This is a genomic window from Micromonospora humida, from assembly GCF_016901255.1.
In the GTDB taxonomy this organism is placed as follows: domain Bacteria; phylum Actinomycetota; class Actinomycetes; order Mycobacteriales; family Micromonosporaceae; genus Micromonospora; species Micromonospora wenchangensis.
Window position 1 is genome coordinate 81,256 of record NZ_JAFEUC010000015.1, and the last position, 17,678, is coordinate 98,933.

13 protein-coding genes are annotated in these 17,678 nt (G+C 73.3%); all 13 read right to left on the reverse strand.

Annotated features, from left to right (window positions below):
• Positions 1-52: 52 nt before the first annotated feature.
• A complete protein-coding gene (locus JQX11_RS26155; RefSeq protein WP_204927595.1) occupies positions 53-940 on the reverse strand; it encodes a sulfotransferase family protein in 888 nt (295 codons plus the stop codon).
• A 13-nt stretch (positions 941-953) separates the two neighbouring features.
• Complete coding sequence (locus JQX11_RS26160; protein WP_204927596.1) at positions 954-2,564, reverse strand: lipopolysaccharide biosynthesis protein; 1,611 nt, start codon at positions 2,562-2,564, stop codon at positions 954-956.
• On the reverse strand, positions 2,561-4,945 hold the full coding sequence (locus JQX11_RS26165) for an O-antigen ligase family protein (protein WP_204927597.1): 2,385 nt from the start codon (positions 4,943-4,945) through the stop codon (positions 2,561-2,563). Before JQX11_RS26165 ends, JQX11_RS26160 begins: the two co-directional genes overlap by 4 nt.
• 7 nt (positions 4,946-4,952) lie before the next feature.
• On the reverse strand, positions 4,953-5,882 hold the full coding sequence (locus JQX11_RS26170) for a glycosyltransferase family 2 protein (protein WP_204927598.1): 930 nt from the start codon (positions 5,880-5,882) through the stop codon (positions 4,953-4,955).
• Positions 5,875-7,515 (reverse strand): hypothetical protein, encoded by a 1,641-nt coding sequence (locus tag JQX11_RS26175; RefSeq protein ID WP_204927599.1) that lies wholly within the window; start codon positions 7,513-7,515, stop codon positions 5,875-5,877. Before JQX11_RS26175 ends, JQX11_RS26170 begins: the two co-directional genes overlap by 8 nt.
• 189 nt (positions 7,516-7,704) lie before the next feature.
• Positions 7,705-9,603, reverse strand: a complete 1,899-nt coding sequence (locus JQX11_RS26180; RefSeq protein WP_372444639.1) for a delta-60 repeat domain-containing protein — start codon at positions 9,601-9,603, stop codon at positions 7,705-7,707.
• A gap of 242 nt (positions 9,604-9,845) precedes the next feature.
• On the reverse strand, positions 9,846-10,790 hold the full coding sequence (locus JQX11_RS33500; RefSeq protein ID WP_204927600.1) for a glycosyltransferase: 945 nt from the start codon (positions 10,788-10,790) through the stop codon (positions 9,846-9,848).
• A gap of 87 nt (positions 10,791-10,877) precedes the next feature.
• Positions 10,878-11,717 (reverse strand): phosphatase PAP2 family protein, encoded by an 840-nt coding sequence (locus tag JQX11_RS33505; RefSeq protein WP_204927601.1) that lies wholly within the window; start codon positions 11,715-11,717, stop codon positions 10,878-10,880.
• A 316-nt stretch (positions 11,718-12,033) separates the two neighbouring features.
• A complete protein-coding gene (locus JQX11_RS26195) occupies positions 12,034-13,269 on the reverse strand; it encodes a hypothetical protein (RefSeq protein ID WP_204927602.1) in 1,236 nt (411 codons plus the stop codon).
• Positions 13,270-13,384: 115 nt separating this feature from the next.
• On the reverse strand, positions 13,385-14,893 hold the full coding sequence (locus tag JQX11_RS26200) for a glycoside hydrolase family 16 protein (protein ID WP_204927603.1): 1,509 nt from the start codon (positions 14,891-14,893) through the stop codon (positions 13,385-13,387).
• 215 nt (positions 14,894-15,108) lie between these two features.
• Positions 15,109-15,918 carry a shikimate dehydrogenase gene (locus JQX11_RS26205; protein ID WP_204927604.1) on the reverse strand — a complete coding sequence of 270 codons (810 nt, stop codon included), beginning with the start codon at positions 15,916-15,918 and terminating at the stop codon, positions 15,109-15,111.
• Positions 15,915-17,150, reverse strand: a complete 1,236-nt coding sequence (gene mltG / locus JQX11_RS26210; protein ID WP_204927605.1) for an endolytic transglycosylase MltG — start codon at positions 17,148-17,150, stop codon at positions 15,915-15,917. The genes JQX11_RS26205 and mltG overlap by 4 nt, the downstream gene beginning before the upstream one ends.
• Positions 17,147-17,608, reverse strand: a complete 462-nt coding sequence (gene ruvX / locus JQX11_RS26215; protein WP_204927606.1) for a Holliday junction resolvase RuvX — start codon at positions 17,606-17,608, stop codon at positions 17,147-17,149. Before ruvX ends, mltG begins: the two co-directional genes overlap by 4 nt.
• Positions 17,609-17,678: the final 70 nt, after the last annotated feature.

Sequence of the window (17,678 nt, forward strand, 5' to 3'; positions counted from 1 at the left end):
CCCGTCCCGCCCTGCGGACGACGAGGTCCACCCGGCCCGGCACCGGCACCGGTCACGACCAGTCGAAGCGCATCCCCAACCGCTGTTCCAGCGCCGCGTTGTGCGGGGCGAAGTGGGCGCTCAGCTCGGCCCGGACCTGATCCGGCATGGCGCTGCTGCGCCGGTGGTTGTGCGCCTCGTACGCGGCGAGCTGGTGCGGGGGCAGGCCGAGGAAGTCCAGCACCCGGGCGTACGTGGCGGCCGGCTCGGCGTACAGCGTCTCGCTGGGCAGGATCAGCAGCTGGGAGCGGTCGAACCGGTCCAGCCACGGCGTCAGGTGCTCCAGGTAGCGGCCCCGGGCGCGGTAGGTGTACCAGTCGTACGCCTCGCTGAAGTACGTCGGGTCGGCGATCAGCTTCTCCCGCTCCCCCGCCGTCCGTTCCTCCTCCCGGGCCAGCGCCTCGGCGAAGTCCAGCGGCTCCCTGCCCTCGGTACGCCGCTCCTTCCAGTGCGAGTACGCCCGCTCCACCGGGTCCCGGAGCAGGAAGATCAACCGGACGTCGGGCATCAACTCCGCGACCCGCTGTGCGGCGAGCGGGTGGAACATGTACAGCGGCGCGGCCTCACCGACACGGACCGGCCCACCGTGCCGGCGTTCCAGGGCCTGCCGGTGCCGGACCGTCGGAAAGTGCGACCGGTACCACGCCTCACCCCGGCCCCAGTTCTCCTCGAAGTAGTGCGAGGTCTTGGTGTTCCAGGCCGGGAAGAGCCGGGGCACCAGGGGGTGCGCCAGCAGGTAACGCCACAGCGAGGTGGTGCCGCCCCGCTTGGTGCCGGTGATCAGGAAGTCCGGCAGCGGCCGGCGGTCGCTGGTGCGTTCGCCGTACCGGACCAGCGAGCTGCGCACCTGGTGGGTGACCTGGTGCGGGACCACACCCTTGAGGCGGTCGCGGATCGTCATCGTCTCCCTCTCGTCACGCCGGTTTCGGCCTGAGCATCGTCACGGCGGCCCGGACCGTACGCCGGACCCGCCGGTCCAGCAGCAGCCCGACGGCGACGACCGCCAGCACCACCAGGGCCAGCGCCAGGCCGGCCACACCCCGGCCGGCGACCAACGCGCTGAGCACCGCCACCACGGCCGCGCCGCCGCCGGCCCCGAGCGCCGCCCAGCCCACCGAGCGGGTGAGCAGCGGCTCGCCGATCGCCACCCGGGCCGCCACCGCGGCCAGCACGTTCTCGGCGACCACGCCGGCCGTCCAGGCGTACGCCGCGCCCAGCGCGCCGTGGTCGGGGATGAGCAGGAAGCCCAGCCCGACGGTGAGCGCCAGCCCGACCACGGTGGCCTGGAGGTGGCGGGCGCTGTTGCCGCTCATCAGCAGCATCGTCTGCACGATGCCCACCCCCGAGTTGACCAGCATCGCACCGGCGAGCACCGCCAGCGGGGCGGCCCCGACGGTGAACCCGTCGCCGAAGAGGCTGAGGAACCCGGGTGCGAACACCGCCAGCAGCAGGTACGCCGGCCAGGACAGCAGGATGATCACGACGGTGACCCGCCGGTAGACCAGCGCCGCGTCGGCGGTGCGCCCCTGCCCGAGCAGCCGGGACAACTGGGGTGCGACGGCCACCCGCAACCCCTGCATGATCAGCAGCCCGGCCAGGGCGTACCGGCCGACCGCACCGAAGACACCCGACTCGTCCGCACCGGCCAACGCCGAGGTGAGCAGCACCCCCACCCACATGCTGCTGGCGTCGATGGCCGCCGACACCGCCCGGGGCAACGCGAAGCCCCAGAGGGTACGCCAGTCCGCGCCGTCCGGCCGCAGCCGCGCCCCGGCGAGCAGGCCGAGGGGCCGCAGCAGCAGGACGGCGGCGGCGACCACGGCCAACGCCACCGGCAGCAGCCAACCGCCGAAGCCGACGGCCACCCCGGCACCGGTGGCGACGGTCGCCAGCAGCAGGACGGGCCGGGCCAGCGGCACCAGCACGTACTGGATGCCGACCACGGCGGTCACCGGCCGGACCGCCCGGACGGCGGCGAGCAGCACGGTCATCGCCACGGTCACCGGCAGGGCGAGGAACGCCAGCCGCAGCAGTGTCGGCCCGTCCGACCGCTCGAAGAAGACCGGCGCGAGCCGGTCGGCGGTGAGCGCGCCCACCGCCGCCACGACCCCGGTGAGCAGGAGCACCGGCAGCAACGCGACCGGCAGCAGCCGGGCGGCGTCGCCGTCGACGCCGATCCGGCGTCGGGGCAGCGCCCAGACCAGGGCGGTGTCCGCACCGGCGCAACAGACCGCGCCCAGGATGGAGACCACGCCGATGGCGGTGAAGAGCGCACCGGAGCCGTCGGTGCCGAAGCCGCGCACGATGACCACGGTGAGCAGGAAACCCAACGCGCCGTTGACCGCAGCGCCGACCAACCCGACCGCACCGCTGCGGGCGCTGCGCCGTACCTCGCCGGCGCCGCCCGTCGCGTCGCTCCCGTCGGTGGCCGCCGGGCCGGTCGACGGGTGCGCCCCCGGGTCGGCGGAGCGGCGGTCGAGCTGCCGGGGCACCGCCGGAGTGGTTCCGGTTCCCGGTCGTCTCATGCCTGCTCCCTGCCGTCGTCGGTGCGGGTCTGGTCCCCGGTGTCGCGCTGGTCCCGGGCGTGGGGACGGTCGTCGGCCGCAGTGCCGGGCGGGGTGTCGCCGCCGGTGCGGGCGGGTTGCACCACCGTCGGCGCGTCCACCCCGCCGGCCGGCCGGGGACCGCTGACAGATGCCGTCGCCGGAGGTCGGGCGGGAGCCGGAGCCGAGGTCTGAACCGGGGCCGAGGTCTGAGCCGGGGCCGGAGCCGGAGACACGATCCGGGCCGGGACCGGCGGGGCAGCCGGAGCGGCCGTCGGAGACGGCGCGGGGGACGGCGTCGCAGAGGCGCTCGGGGACGACGGCTGGTCGGGAACCGGCGGTCGGGCCGGCCCGGGAAGGGGGATCGCGGTCCGGCGGGGCATCGGGTCGGGAACCTGCCCGGCTGTCGGGGGCGGGGGCGCGACCGGAGGCGGGGTCGGCGACGCTCCCCGGTTCGACGCCGGGGCGGGTGCGCAGGGGCGGGCCGGGGCCTGAGCCGGGGGCCAGGACGGAACCGGAGACGGGGCCGCTGGCCGGCCCGGAGCCGACGTCGACGGCGGGACCGGGGGCGCGGCCGAGGACGTCGTCGCGGACGACGCCGGGGGTCGGGGTGCGGGCGTGGATGCCGCCGCAGGCGGGGCCGGAGTCGCCGGCGGGACCGGGGTTGCCCTCACCGGCGAATCCGGGGCGCGGGGCGGGGCCGGGGTCGCCGTCACGGGCGAATCCGGGACGCGGGGCGGGATCGGGGACGCCGCCACAGGTGGAGTCGGGGATCGGGGCGGGGCACCGGGTGCCGGCGCGGGCGAAGCGGGGGGTGGCGCGGCAGCGGTGGCCCGGGTCGACCGGGGTGGCACGGTGGCGGCGGCCCGGGTCGGCGGGGTCGGGACGGTGGCCGACGCCCGGGCCGGCACGGCAGCCGTTCCGGTCGCCGTGGCCGCACCGCCCGTGGCCGCACCGCCCGGGGCCGCACGACCGGTCGCCGTACCGCCGGACGCCGTGCCGCCGGACGCCGTGCTGCCGGACGCCACGGTGCCGGCAGCCGAGGACGGCATGCCGGCGCCGGCCGTCGCGGCGCGGGACGTGCGGGCGTCGACGACCCCGGGCGCGAGGGTGACCGTGCGGTTCACCGGCCCGCTGACCGCCGCCAGGCCGGCCCCGACGGCGAAGAAGATGACCGACATGTTCGGGTCGATGTAGGCGTACACCGGGATCACCACCAGGGCGATCACCGGGATGGTGCTCAGCCACTGCCCGGCCGGGGAGACCGCGCCGGCCAGCCGCTTGGCGATCAGCGCCAGCCAGCCCAGGAAAGCGATCAGGGCCGGGATGCCGTGGCTGTAGAGCACCTGCCAGATCATCCCCTGGGTGCCCAGCGGTTCCTCGGCGAGCGTGGTGTCGACGCTGTTCGGTGCGCCGTACCCCAGCAGGGGCGAGCGCTCGACGGCCTGGAGGGTACGGACGTAGAGGTCCATCCGGTCGACGTTGGTGTCGGTGCTGCTGACCCGGTTGTCGATCAGTTCCTGCACGGGCACCACCAGGCTGACCACCCAGACGAGCAGCACCAGTCCACCGATCGAGGCGATCAGCTTGGCGTTGCCGCGTACCAGCGCCCGCAGGCCCAGGTAGGTCAGCCCGGCACCGAGGCCGAGGAACATGCCCCGGTTGAGGGTCATGAACGCCGGCACCATCGACAGCGGCAACGACACCAGCAGCGCCACCCGGAACTTGCCGGTACGCACCGAGGTCAGGTACGCCAGCACGCACGGCACCAGCAGCGCGTACGCCGTACCCCAGTTGTTGGTGTACGGGTAGGGCGCGGCGGTCCGGTAGATCGGGGCCCGGGAGACCGGGTTGAACTCGTTGGCCCGCACGTGGGTCAGCGCCTGGATGAACCGCTCCCCCGACATGCTGCCCGGCAGCAGCATCTCCACCGGGGTGGTGAGCTGGAACCTGGGTGCCAGCACGGCCAGCCAGCCGAGGGCGACCACGCCCAGCCAGTACCAGCCGAGCGGGCGGAGCACCTGCTCCCAGGGGACGCCGTCGCGGACCAGGTTGTAGACGTAGACGCAGACGATCAGCGCGGTCAGCATGAAGCCGAAGCGCAGCCCGGAGGTGAGGTAGGCGGTGGCCCGTTCGAGCCGGGTGAAGCTGAGCAGCACCAGGGCGAGCAGCACCAGCCAGCAGGCGGTGCCGGCGGGCAGCGCCACCCGACCCCGGGTGACCATCAGGCCCAGCAGCACCACCCCGAACACCGACCAGCCCAGGTAGAAGCCGCCGAGCATCCACCAGAGCGGGACCAGCCCGAACATGGCCAGTAGCGGCCAGGTGGGCAGCGGCGGCGGCCCGGCGAGTGATCCGGGCACCCGCCGGTCAGACACCCCGGCCCCGGCGCTGGGCGAGCTGCAGCACCCGCTCCCCCGACAGCAGCCCGAGCACCACCGGGACGGTCACCAGCACCCGCTTCTCCCGGGGGTTGAGCCGGATCACCCGGCCGAGTTCCCGCACCGCTTCGCCGCGCCGCCGGCCGGAGGCGAGGGCGAACGCGATCTGCCCGTGCAGCCGGGCCAGCCCGGTACGGCTGCCGGCCAGCTCGGGGTGCTTGTCGAGCAGGTAGCGGGTGGCCTCGACGATGGTCGCCCAGCGGCCGAAGAAGAACGAACCGCCGTGCCAGTCGACCACCACCAGCACCTCGGGCACGATCACCACCGGGCCGTGCCCGGCGATGCGCAGCAGCCACTCGTAGTCCTCGCCGTAGCCGCCGGGCAGTTCCTCGTCGACCGGGCCGATGGCCTCCCAGGTGGTGCGCCGGATGAGGATGGTGCTGGAGTGCACCTCCATGATCCGGTCCTCGACGAAGTCGGGCAGGCCGACCTCGGCCCGGTCGAGCTGCCGTTCCTTGGCGATGCCCGGCCCCTCCAGCCGGATGCCGCAGCTCGCGGCGGCGGCGTCGGGCCGCTGCGCCAGCAGCTCCACCTGCCGGCGCAGCTTCGCCGGCAGCCAGTGGTCGTCGTCGTCGCAGAAGGCGATCAGGTCGGCGGTGGCGGTGTCGAAGCCGGTGTTCCGGCCGCCGGGCAGCCCCCGCCGGTGGGTGTTGTGGACGTACCGCAGGGTGCGCCCGGCCGGCACGTCGACGTCCAGTTCCCGCAGGTCGGTGTGGTCGTAGACGACGACGCACTCCACCGGCCCGGGGTAGTCCTGGTCGAGCACCGCGCGCACGGCCCGTTCCAGCAGGCCGGGCCGGTCCCGGGTGGCGATCACCACGGTCACCGGCGGGTACGCGGCGGTGGTCGGCTCAGTCACGCTTCTCTCCCGTCACCACGAACCCGACCGGTTCGACGCCCACCGAACGCAACCGGTCCACCAGTTGACCCAGCCGGCCGGTGCGGGTCTTGTCGCGGGCGGCGACCAGCACGGCCCGTCCCTCCCGGGCGGCCCGGACACCCCGTTCGTCGTGCAGGGCGGGCGGGGCGTCGATCACGGTGACCCCGGCGGCCACCGGGGCCTCCAGCGGGACCAGGCGTACCGCGCCGGCACCGATGCGGACCTGCTCACCGTCGGCGGCGGGGGCCTCCTTGGGCAGCACCCGGGGAATGATCTCGGTCTTGTCCGCCGAGGTGGTGGTGGAGCGGTAGACGCCACCGTTCTTCGGGTCGTCGGTGGGGAAGGGCCGGGGCTTGCGGACCGGCGGGATGACCATGGTGTCCTCCGGGTTGCCGCCGGTGGCCGGGGTGGTGGCCGGGGCCGGGACGCTGCTGGGCATCGGCCGGGGGCGGGGCACCCGGGGACGGGTCTGCTCGACGGCCGGGTGCCGGCGCTGCGCGTCGGTGAGCAGCGCCCGGATGCGTTCCTGGCTCTCCGGGGCGACGCCCAGGCGTACCTCGTGCCCGGACTGGGCCAGCGCCGCGGCGACCCCGGCGGTGACCTGTTCCCGCTGCTCGTCGGCGGCGCTGGAGAGCAGGACCAGGGGCAGCGGCGCCGGCCCGTCCACCCACCGGCCCAGGGCCAGCACCAGGTAGCGCAGGTCGGTGTCGGAGAGCCGACCCGAGCGGTCCCGTCCGACGGTGCCCAGCAGCGGGGCACCGACCAGCGCGGAGGCCTCACCGGCGGTGCGGACCCGGCGGTCCATGGATTCCCGGACGAAGGCGACCAGCCCGCCGACGAGCAGGCCGCCGAGGAGCCCGGCGACCAGGATCAGCGGGGCGGCGTCCCGGCTCGACGGGACGGGTGCGCGGGCGGCGCTGGTGACCGAACCGGGGCTCAGGTCCGCCGAGGCGATCTTGGAACGCTGCTCGGCGAGGGTGGCGAGCTGGTCGTTGAGGGCCCGTAGCTGGTCGAGCAGGGCGCTGGTACGCGGCGACGGGCTGGACGAGCCCTGGTTGGCCGGCAACGACCGCTGGGTGGTGGTGCGCTGGCTGGTGACCAGGGCGATGGTCTCGTCGTACGACTTGAGCACCGCGGCGCGCTGGTTCTCGTACATGCCCTTGCGCAGTTCGAGGTACGACTCGGCGGCGCCGTTGGCACCGTTGACCGCCTCGGTCTCGCTGTGCCCGGCATAGCTGAACCGCATCACCTGCCCGCCGACCGGCGTCTCCACGGTGAGCGAGTCGGCCACGGCGGTGGTGTCCCGGCCGGTGATCGAGGCGACCTTGTCGATGACGTCGTTGCTGGTGGCTATCCCGCTCTCGGCGGTCATGTTGACCGCCCGGTCGGCGCCGCCGGAGGGCACCGAGAACGGGTCGGTGACCACCGGACGGACCACCACGGCCGTGGTGGCGGTGTAGGTGGCCGGGAAGACCAGCAGGTAGGCGGCCACCAGTAACAGCACCAGCCCGGTGGCGGCGAGCACCGTGCGCCACCGGCGCAGCGGAATGCGGGCCAACTCGGCCAGGCCGACCGGGCGCTGCCGGGCGGGAGTGACGTCGGTCACATCCATCAGTCAGGTCCTCTTGCGATGCGAGGGGTGGGCGGGTCGGCGAGGGCCGACGACCGCCCCGGGGCGAGCCGCTGGTTGTCCCATTGTCGCCGACCGTTCACCTGTGGTCGACAGCCGACCGGTCCCCTTGCGCAACGGGCGGCCCGCCGGTGTCCGGGACACCGGCGGACCGCCCGTGGCAGGTGCGGCTCAGGAGGTGGCGAAGAACAGCGTCTTGCTCGACCAGCTCACGTCGCCGCCGGCCGGTGCGATCTCCACCGAGGCGGCGCCGTCGACGGCGGTCTCGTCGAACGGCACGGCCCGCAGGGAGCCGTTGGTGTTGCCGTAGACGATCTTACCGTCGACCCAGGCCATCCCCCGCACGTTGCCCCAGTTCAGGCCCACGCTGGGCAGGGTGAACTCGGTGCAGCCGACGATGTAGCCGTCGGGCTCCAGGTACCGGTAGAACAGCTTGTTGGTACCGGCCTTGGTGTAGTACATCCGACCGTCGAGGTAGAACGCGCCGGCCATCGTGGCGGGGTTGAACCAGTCGTTGTAGCCACTGCTCACCCACGGTGCGCCCACCGTGCCGCCGGTGAACATCGACACACCCAGGTAGCTGCCGCCGGCGGCGGTCGGGTCGGTCTTCGACCAGTAGAGCTTGTTGCCGACCGAGAAGGACGCGCCGGACGCGGTGAGGTTCGCCTGCGCGCTGGCCACCGGCGTGCCCACGGTGCTGCCGTTGAACGACACCTTGGCGGTCTGCCCGTTGCCGGTCCCGACGTACAGGTAGCCCGAGGACGCCGTCGGCGCGTTGGTCGCCGCGACGGTACGGCCACCGGCGAGCGGGAACAGGCCCAGCCGCCCGTGGTACTCGTTGCCGAGGCCGTCGGAGTCGAAGCCGGCGTAGAGGCCGGTGCTGCCCCGCCACAGCTCCCACATGATCGGGCCCCAGGTGGTGGTGCCCGCCGGGGCGCCCGAGCGGGTCGGGTTCCAGACCAGCGGCAGGCCGTTGATCGGGTCCAGCGCGCCGAGCCCGAACCGGTTGATCGCGCCGCTGCCGGCCGAGTCGTTGCCGTTGGCGTTGCTCAGCCAGCGGAAGTGACCGCCGACGTAGACCACGTTGTCGGCCACCTCGACGGAGGTCACCGAGTCGGTGCCGGTGTAGTTGACCCAGGTGGCGTCCATGGCCGTACCCCGGTCGGCGGTCTCGAACCGGGCGATGGCGTCGCAGTACGCCCCGTCGCCCCGGCCACCGTCAGCGATGATCACGAAGTACGTGCCGTCGTCGGAGAAGTCGACGTCGCGGGCGTAGAACGGGAACGAGCCGCTGTAGCAGGGCGCCACGTAGCGCTGGGTGCTCCAGTTGGCGACCGTCGGGGTGCCGTCCAGGTCGACGACCACCACCTGGTTGCGGGGCTGGCCGTTGACCTCGGTGAAGTTGCCCACCGCGACCAGGGTCTTGCCGTCGGGGGCGACGGCCAGGCCCCAGACCAGCTCGCTGCTGGCGCGGGCGACGCTGGCGTCGATCTGGAAGCTCGGGTCGATCGCGCCGGTGGTCGCGTCGAGCCGGGCCAGCAGCGAGTGCTCGGTGCCGTTGACCCAGTGGAACGCGCCGGCGATGTAGAGCTTGTTGCCGACCACGACGGTACGGCGGACCAGGCCGCCGTCGCTGCGGCCGACCCAGCTGGCGACCGTCGCGCCGGTCACCGGGTCGAGCGCGACGAGGTTCTTGCGGCTGACCCCGTTGACGTTCTTGAACGCGCCACCGACGATCAGCTTGCCGTCGGGGCTGGCGGCGAGGGCGTGCACCGCGCCGTCGAGCGTCGGGCTGAAGTCGGCCTTGAGCGCCCCGCTGGTCCGGTCGTAGGCGAACAGGTAGTTGCGCGAGGTCCAGCTGGTGGCGCCGGCGGCCTTGACCGAGGTGAAGGAACCGCCCACGTAGACCGTGTTGCCGATCTCGGCGAACGCCTTGGTGTCGCCGTCCTGCGCGTGCGGAATGTTGTCCGCCGGGTTGGCCGAGGTGAGTGTGCTGGTTACCGGGGTGAGATCCGCCGCGTGGGCGGGCGCGGCCAGGAGGCCGACCGCGAGCACCGGTGCGGCGAGCACGGCGAACCACCGCCGCCACACCGGTCGAGACGTTCTGTGAAGCACTGGCGCCCCCAAAAATGAAGTGAGATCGTGCGTAGCTTGCTCTGCCCGGACATTTCCCACCATCAACCGACCGGTCCGGTCGGCCACCGGCTCGGCCCTGTCCTGTCGTACGGGTCGCGTCCGGACGACCCACGCAGGACGAGAATCGCGCATCGACCGGCGGAGCCCACCACCGGGCCGCCCCACCCCGCTCGGCCTCACGCCGCCTCCGCCCACCGGAACGCCGGGACGACACCCGTGGCGGTCACCGTCCAGGCGGCCGCCCGGGTCAGGTCGTCGGTGGTGACCGCGTCGGCCTCCCGGGCCAGCACCAGTCCGCGTCGGTCGAGTTCCCGGGCCATCTCCACCTGGTGGTCGTCGACGTGTTCACCGTGGCGGGCCCGGCGCGGCACGTAGACGGCGCGGTGGCCGGCGCGCATCGCGGCCAGCGCCGACCCCACCCCGGCGTGGGTGATGATCACGTCGGCCTCCCGCATGGCCTGCTGCATCTCGGCGTACGGCACCTGCCGGCGGGCACCGGCCGGCATCCGGGGGATCCGGGTCGAGCCGACCTGCCAGAGCACCTCCGCCTCGGCGGGCACCACGTCGACCAGGCGTTGCAGCAGCCGCGGGAAGCCGAAGCGGTCCTGGGTGCCGAGGGTCACCACGATCTTGGACAACGGGCGCGGGGCGGCGGGCGCGGGCGCGTACCCGTCGAAGATGGAACCGCCGTAGCGCCACCGGCCGTTCGCCCAGCCCGGGTACTGCGTGTAGAGCCGGGTCCGGGGCACCCGGGCGACCAGTCGGCCGGTCAGCGACGGGCCGACGGTGCGGGTGGCGCTCTCGATGTAGTGGCAGTCCAGGCCGTGCCGGGCGGCGGGCAGGAAGAACGACATGGCGACGCTGGCGCCGGTGCTGATCACCCGGCGGAACCGCCCGTCGCAGAGCACCCGGCGGGCGGCCAGCAGGTCGCGCAGCGCACCCACCGGGTCGCGGGTGCTCGCCGGGGGCACGTGAATGACCTCGTGCCCGTCGAGCAGCGACCGGCTCTGCGGGGAGTCGAACGTCGCCCAGACGCAGTCGTGCTGCACCCCGAGCCGGGGCAGCAGGTCGTGCAGCTCGGCGAGGTGCCCACCGGTGGAGGCGACGAGGAGGGTGGTCACGTCGGTGGCCCAACTTCTGTGCGAGGAGGGGTGGGGGCCGGGTCCGGACGGCGCGGGAACGGGTCGCGCCCACCGGACGGGTACGGGTCAGGTGCCGGTCAACATCCGGTCGTCGTCGGTGGTGGTGGTCGGTGCCGGGGCGGCGGGTCGGCGGACCCGACCGTCGGCGACCAGCACGGCGAGCACCATCACACCGGTCAGCAGGGTGCCGAAGAACCACCCGCCGAACACGTCGGTGAGCCAGTGCTTCTCGGCGTAGATGCGGGTGTAGCCCTCCACCGAAGCCAGCACGGCCAGGGCGGTGACCAGGCCGATCAGCACCCGGCGCGGCAGCCGCCAGGTCAGCGCGGCCAGCACCAGGATGGTGCCGAAGGTCATCAGCACCCGGCCGCAGCCGCCGGAGGGGTAGGTGCCCAGGTCGGTCGGCGGGTGGCCCCGGTCGACGACCTTCGCGAGGATCGTCTGGGTGTACTGCTCGACGACGAACTGCAGCGGCATCGCCACCAACGGGATCCACCAGCGGCGACGACGCCAGGCGATGGCGAAGCCGATCGCGGCCACCACGGTCACCCACTTGAGCGGGTAGCGGTCGCCGATCGGGGAGATGAACAGGTTGACGTCCTCCCAGAAGCCGACCCGGTGGGCGTGCACGTAGTCGAAGACCCGGTGGTCGACGTGGGGTTCGAGCCGGGAGATCGCCTCACCGACCGGCCAGCACACGGCGACGACCGCCGCGCACCCGGCCAGCAGCACCACCACGGCCGCGCCGACCCGGCCGAACGCGGCGGTCAGCCCGGCCAGGGCGATCCGGAACCGTTCGGCCGTCCGACCGGTGGCGACGGCCGACATCCAGCGCGACGCCAGCACCGGAACGACCAGCAGCGGCACCAGCACCGCCAGCACGGCCAGCAGGTAGACGATGGTCACCGGGGGTCACCACCGCTCGCACGGCCGGTGGCCGGGGCGTGGTCCACCCCGGGCTGAATGACACGTGACGATCCCATCGTGCTCCCTGATTGTGCCGGCCGTCGGCCGGGCCTCCCCCACACCTGTGCCCCGGACGAGGTCCCCACGTCGTCCCGGGCCGGACCGACCACGCCGTCACCGGCCGGTAGTCGTCGAGTGGGGCCACCCTAGTGGAACGTGAGGCGGCTTCGGTAGCGGCGGTGACGGCAGTGTGGGCTTTTCGCCGTTTTTCCGGTCGGGACCCCGACACTTGTCCCAGCCCACGGGAAACCGCCGGTCAGGGGCGGGGCGTGCCCAACCGGTCGGCGAGCGTGTGCAGCAGCGCGGGGTGCAACTTCGCACTCCAGCCACCACCGCCGGCGGCCAGTTCCGCCGTCCGCAACCACAGCTCGACGAGATATGCGTCGGCGACGAACTGACACCCCGCCGGGTCCAGGCCGAACGCCGCACCGTGCCGGCCCAACAGCTCGACCATCTCCCCGGTCGCCCCCGCCACGTCCCGGCCACCCAGCGACAGGGCGCTCTGGAAACCGTGGTGGGCGAGATCGAACCCGAGCGGCCGGTCGGCGCCGCTGTTCTCCCAGTCCCAGACGACCAACCGGCCCCGGTGCCGGCCGAGGTTCCACGGCACCCAGTCGCCGTGCCAGTGGCCGAACTCCACCGGCCGGTCGCCGTCGCGGGCGGCCAGGGCCGCCAGCGCCCCGACCACCGGACCACCGGCGGTCGCGGCCCGCGCGGTCAGGTCGGCCAGGAACGCCGAACCGCGCAGCGGCCGGGGTGTCGACGGCGGGCCACCGCGCCGGGCCACCGCCAGCATCGCGGTCACCTCCGGGCGCAGCGGATGGCGGGGGCGGCGCACCCGGGCCGGCATCGGCTCGACCAGGGTCACCGCCAGGTCACCCCAACCCACCTCGTCCAGCAGCCGGGGCACGTCCGGGAAGTCACCGCCGTCGCGGGGCAGATCCCGCAGCGCGGCGGCCTCGGCGCGCACCATCGCCCGGGTCGCGTCGTTCCACCCGATCTTCGCGTACGCCCGGGCGACGCCCCGGTCGTCGAAGAGCTGCAACGTCGGCTTGTGGTGCGGGTCCGGCGGCCGGATGCCGATCGCGGCGTGCAGCGGTCGGCCCGCCAGCCGACCCAGGTGCTCGGCGAGCAGCAGCTCGGCCGGGTCGGCGTCGGTGGGCACCGCCACGGTCAGCACCGGCATCCGGGCCAGCCCGGTCGCCCCGAGCCCGGCCAGCATCCCGACGGCCAGCCGGTTGGCCCGCACCCGGGGCGGGCGCAGCGCGTTGTACGCCAGCGTCGACGCCGCGCCGACCCGGCGGGAGGCGAGCGGGAGCAGGAACCTGGCCCGCTCCACCGAGGGCACCACGGCGTACCGGACGACCGGGCGGTGGGTGGCGGGCACCGGGTCGGGCGGCATGCCGAGCCAGAGCCGGGGGTCACCGAAGATGGCCCGGGTCACCCAGCCCACGCCGTCCTGCCGGGTCCGTGGATCCGTCGCCACCGTCATGCCCTCCACCCGTCCCGCCCGACCGCCGCGCGCTCGCGGCCACGATAGGACCAGCGGACAAGCCGCCGCCCGGCGGGCCGTGACCCACCGGGCGGCGTATCCCGTGCCGGGCGGCTCAGCGCTGCCAGACGCGGACGTAGTCGACCCGGAAGTCGGCCGGGAAGCGGGTGGCCGCGTCGGGGTCACCCAGCCAGCCACCGACCTGGAAGTTCAGCCGCAGGTTGAACGGCTTGTTGAACGCCTCGTCGAACCACGGGGTGGTGCTGCGGTCCCGCTGCCAGACCTGACGGCCGTCGATGTACCAGCGGATCACCCCCGGCTCCCACTCCGTGGTGTACGTGTGGAAGCCGTCACCCGGGTAGCCGGTCGGGAAGTCCCACCGCTGGTCCTGCTTGACCGGCGTGTAGTCGTAGAAGATCGCCTGGGTGGCGGCCCCGTGCAGGGACGACCCGCCGGGCAGCTCCACCACGTCGATCTCGCCCTTGCCGCCGTCGTCGGGACGCAACCAGAACGCCGGCCAGAGCCCCTTGGAGTCGGTCGGCCCGTTGGGCGACTTCGCCCGCATCTCGAACCGGCCGTAGGTGAACGACGCCTTGCCGATGGTGTCCAGGTAACTCTGGGTGTACTGCCGGGTCTGCGAGCTGCACACCGCGGTCTCCCGCTGGGCGCGCAGGGTCAGCACCCCGTCGGCGACGAAGGTGTTGTCCGGGTCGTCGACGTTGCAGCCCTTGTCGATGTCGCGGCCCTCGTTGTCGCGCAGGTTCCACCGCTTGAGGTCGACCGTGGGCCCGGTGAACTCGTCGGACCAGACCAGCCGCCAGCCGGGCACATCGGTGCCGGGGCGCACGGTCGGCGTCGGGCGCGGAGGGGCCGTGGTCGGCGCGGGCGGGCTGACCGTCCGCGTCGGCTTCGGCGACGGCGACGGCGACGTCCGCGTCGGTGACGGGGCGGCGGTGGTCGGCGCCGCCGTGGTGGCCGGCGGCCGGGTCGGCGTCCGGTCGCTGCGCTGGTAGGTCAGCACCAGGCTCGGTCGGATGGCGGCCTTGGCGTTCTCCCGCGAGGCCCAGTAGATCCGGGTGTTCCAGTTCTCCTGGGTCAACGCGAAGGTGACCGGGCCGTTGCCCTTGACGGCGGCGGAGACGTCCCACTCGTTGTAGCCCTGGGCGACCCGGTCGACGGCCGAGAGCACCGGGCCGAGGGCGGGTCGGTAGGCCCATTGGCCGGCGCCGACGGCGGTGCCCTGGGCGGCGTGGGCCCGCACCCGGGACGAGAACTGCTGCCACGCGTACACCCGCAGCGACGCCTTGACGTCGACCGCGTCGGCGGGCAGGCCCCGCACCTGGAACTCCAGCACCGCGTCGCGCTGGCCGTTGCGGTTGCCGTCGCACAGCTGCGGGCAGCTCGCCAGGGTGGTCTTGACCCCGTTGTCGCCGTCCTGCGGCACCTGGGTGACAGTGGTGTCCGCGACGGCGGAGAGCGTGATCGGTGGCAGCTCGGCGGCGATCAACGGCATCATCGTGGCCATGATGCCGCCGACTGCGGTGACGCTCAGGACACTGAGGACGACCGCCTTGCGTCGACCGCTGATGGCCGGAAGTGCGCGGTGGATTCCGTGCCGGCTCAAGGAACACTCCCCGGGTGGGCGACGATTACCGGCAGCAGCGTATCCACCACGGCTGGATATGGCAGGTCGGAAATCAGAGTGGCGACACGACTTAACCAAAGAATAAGGGAACAGGGGTTGCTTTTCGGCAGGCCAGCAAACGAATGCCGCTTCGGCGAGGTTACGCCTGATTGACCGGAAAGTCGGCGATGCGGTGACGACCGGCCACCGGTGGGTCAGCCGCGGGCCGCCGCCAACGCCGCCCGCATCGCGTCGACCGGCGCCGGCACCCCGGTGAACTGGGAGAACTGGCCGACGGCCTGGGCCAGCAGCAGATCCAGCCCGGAGACCACCCGCCGGCCGGCGGCCTGCGCCGAGGCCGCCAGCGGGGTCGGCCACGGGTCGTACAGGGCGTCGAAGAGCACCGTGGACGGTCCCCAGTCGACCCCGGCCGCGACCGGGTCGGCCACCCCCTTGGGCACGGTGGAGACGACCAGGTCGGCCCCGGTGTGCGCGGCGGCGTCGGACCAGGCGGCCGGCACCAGCTCCACCCCGACCGCCGACGCCACCGGCCGCAACTGCGCCACCGCCTCCGCGCGCCGGGCCACCACGGTCACCGTGGTCGCGCCGAGCCGGGCGGCGGCGGCCAGGGCGGCACGGGCGGTGCCGCCGGCGCCGAGCACCGTCACCGTGGCACCGGGGCGCACCCCGGCCTCGGTCAGCACGTCCACCATGCCGGTGACGTCGGTGTTGTCGGCGTACCACGAGCCGTCGGGACGACGGACCAGCGTGTTGGCCGCGCCGACGGCGGCGGCGACCGGCGACGCGGTGGCGGCCACCGCGAGCGCCGCCTCCTTGCCCGGCATGGTCACCGACAGCCCGGCCCACTCCGGGCCCAGGCCGGTGACCAGCGCCGGCAGCTCCTGCGCCCCGCACTCGATCCGGGTGTACGACCAGCCGTCGAGCCCGGCGGCGGCGTAACCCGCGTTGTGGATCACCGGGGAGAGGGAGTGCGCGATCGGCTGGCCGAGGACCGCCGCCCTCACCGGCAGTTCTCGCCGCTCAGCACGCCGTTGGTGCACATCTTGCGCTGCAGCTCGCGGAAGTCGGCATCGGTGGTGCCGTAGCCCATGGTGCCCTTCTTGTCGATGGTCATGAAGTAGACCCAGGTGCCGTTGGGCGGGCTCATCGCGCCCTTGAGGGCATCCTCGCCGGGGTTGCTGATCGGGGTGATGGTCAGGCCGTCCGCGCCGTGCGTCCGGTACGGGTTCCTCGGGTCGTTCAGCTCGGACTGCTTGAGGATGTCGGAATCCTTCGGGTTCTTGCCCTGCAACCGCAGCCAGTAGTTGATCGCGCTGTCGATCTCCAGGCACTTGCAGTGGTAGCGGTCGGTGTAGACCCGGTTGTAGATCACCCGGGCCACCTTCGGCATATCCTCGTGGTTGACCGACTCGGCCTGCGCGATCGACGCGGTGATCAACGCCTCGTACGGCGAGATGCCCCGGTCGGCCTCGACCGTCTCGACGAACTTCATCCCCCCGGTCACGTCGAGGAACTTGTCCACCATCAGCGACAGTATCTGCGGGGCGGTCGCCTTCGGCGGCAGCTCGTAGGTCGCCGGGAAGAGGAAGCCCTCCAGGCTGCGCGGGCCCTTCTTGCCGTCCTTGCGGTTGAACCAGAACTCCGGCACGCCCAACTTGACCGGGTCCTTCGCGGCGGCCTTGAACTCGGCGACCGGAATCTTGGTCTCCTTGGCCAGCAGGTCGTAGATGGCCAGCGTGATCATGCCCTCGGGAATGGTGACCCCGTTGACCACCCGGCTCTTCGGGTCCAGCAGCAGGGCGAGCGCGTCGGTGGCGCGCATCTCCTTCTTGACCTTGTACCGGCCGACCTGGATGTTCTTGCTGAGCGCGTTGTCGTCGGCCGCCTCGACGAAGGCCTTGGTGCTCTTGACCACACCGGCGTCGTACAGGGAGTTGCCGATGTCGGTGGCGGTGTCGCCCTGCTTGACGTCGACCAGCGCCTCACCGCTGCCCGGCCCGTCGAAGTCCGGGGTGATGAAGTGGTTACGGATCCGGTCGAAGCCGTAGAAGGCCCCACCGCCGATGCCACCCAGCAGCACCAGGGCCATGAACAGGGCGAAGATGGTCTTTCCGAGCCCGCCGCCCGACTTGCGGCCACCCGACGTGCCGTTGCGCCGGTTGACGAAGCCGCGCCGGTGCCGGCCCTTCTCCCCCCTCTCCTGCTCGTCGAACCCGAGGTCCAGATCGTCGATCATTCCGTCCGCCTCCGCTGCGCTTCCAGCCAGCTCTGCAGGATCTCGACCGCGGCGGCCTGATCCACCACCGCACGTTGGCGCTTTCCCCGGACGCCACGCTCGGCAAGCCTACGAGACGCGACGACAGTTGACATCCTCTCGTCGGTGAGGGTCACCGGAACCGGGGCGATCACCCCGGTCAACCGGCCCGCGTACGCCAACACGTGCTGGGCGGCCGGGCCGTGCCGACCGGCCAGGTTGACCGGCAGGCCGACGACGACCTCGACGGCCTCGTGCTCGACGACAAGCTGCGCGAGCTGGGCGAGGTCGCTGGGCACCGCGTCCGGTCCGGTGGTCAGGTCCCGGGCCAGCGTGACCAGCGGAGTGGCCAGGATGCCGTGCGGATCGGACCGGGCCACCCCCACCCGGACCTGCCCGACGTCGACGCCCAACCGGACCCCACGGGACGACTCACTCACAGATGGTCACCCTCCCCGGTGACGAGCCAGGGCGGACCAGCTCGGGTCCGCCCTGGCTCGGGTGCTGTTC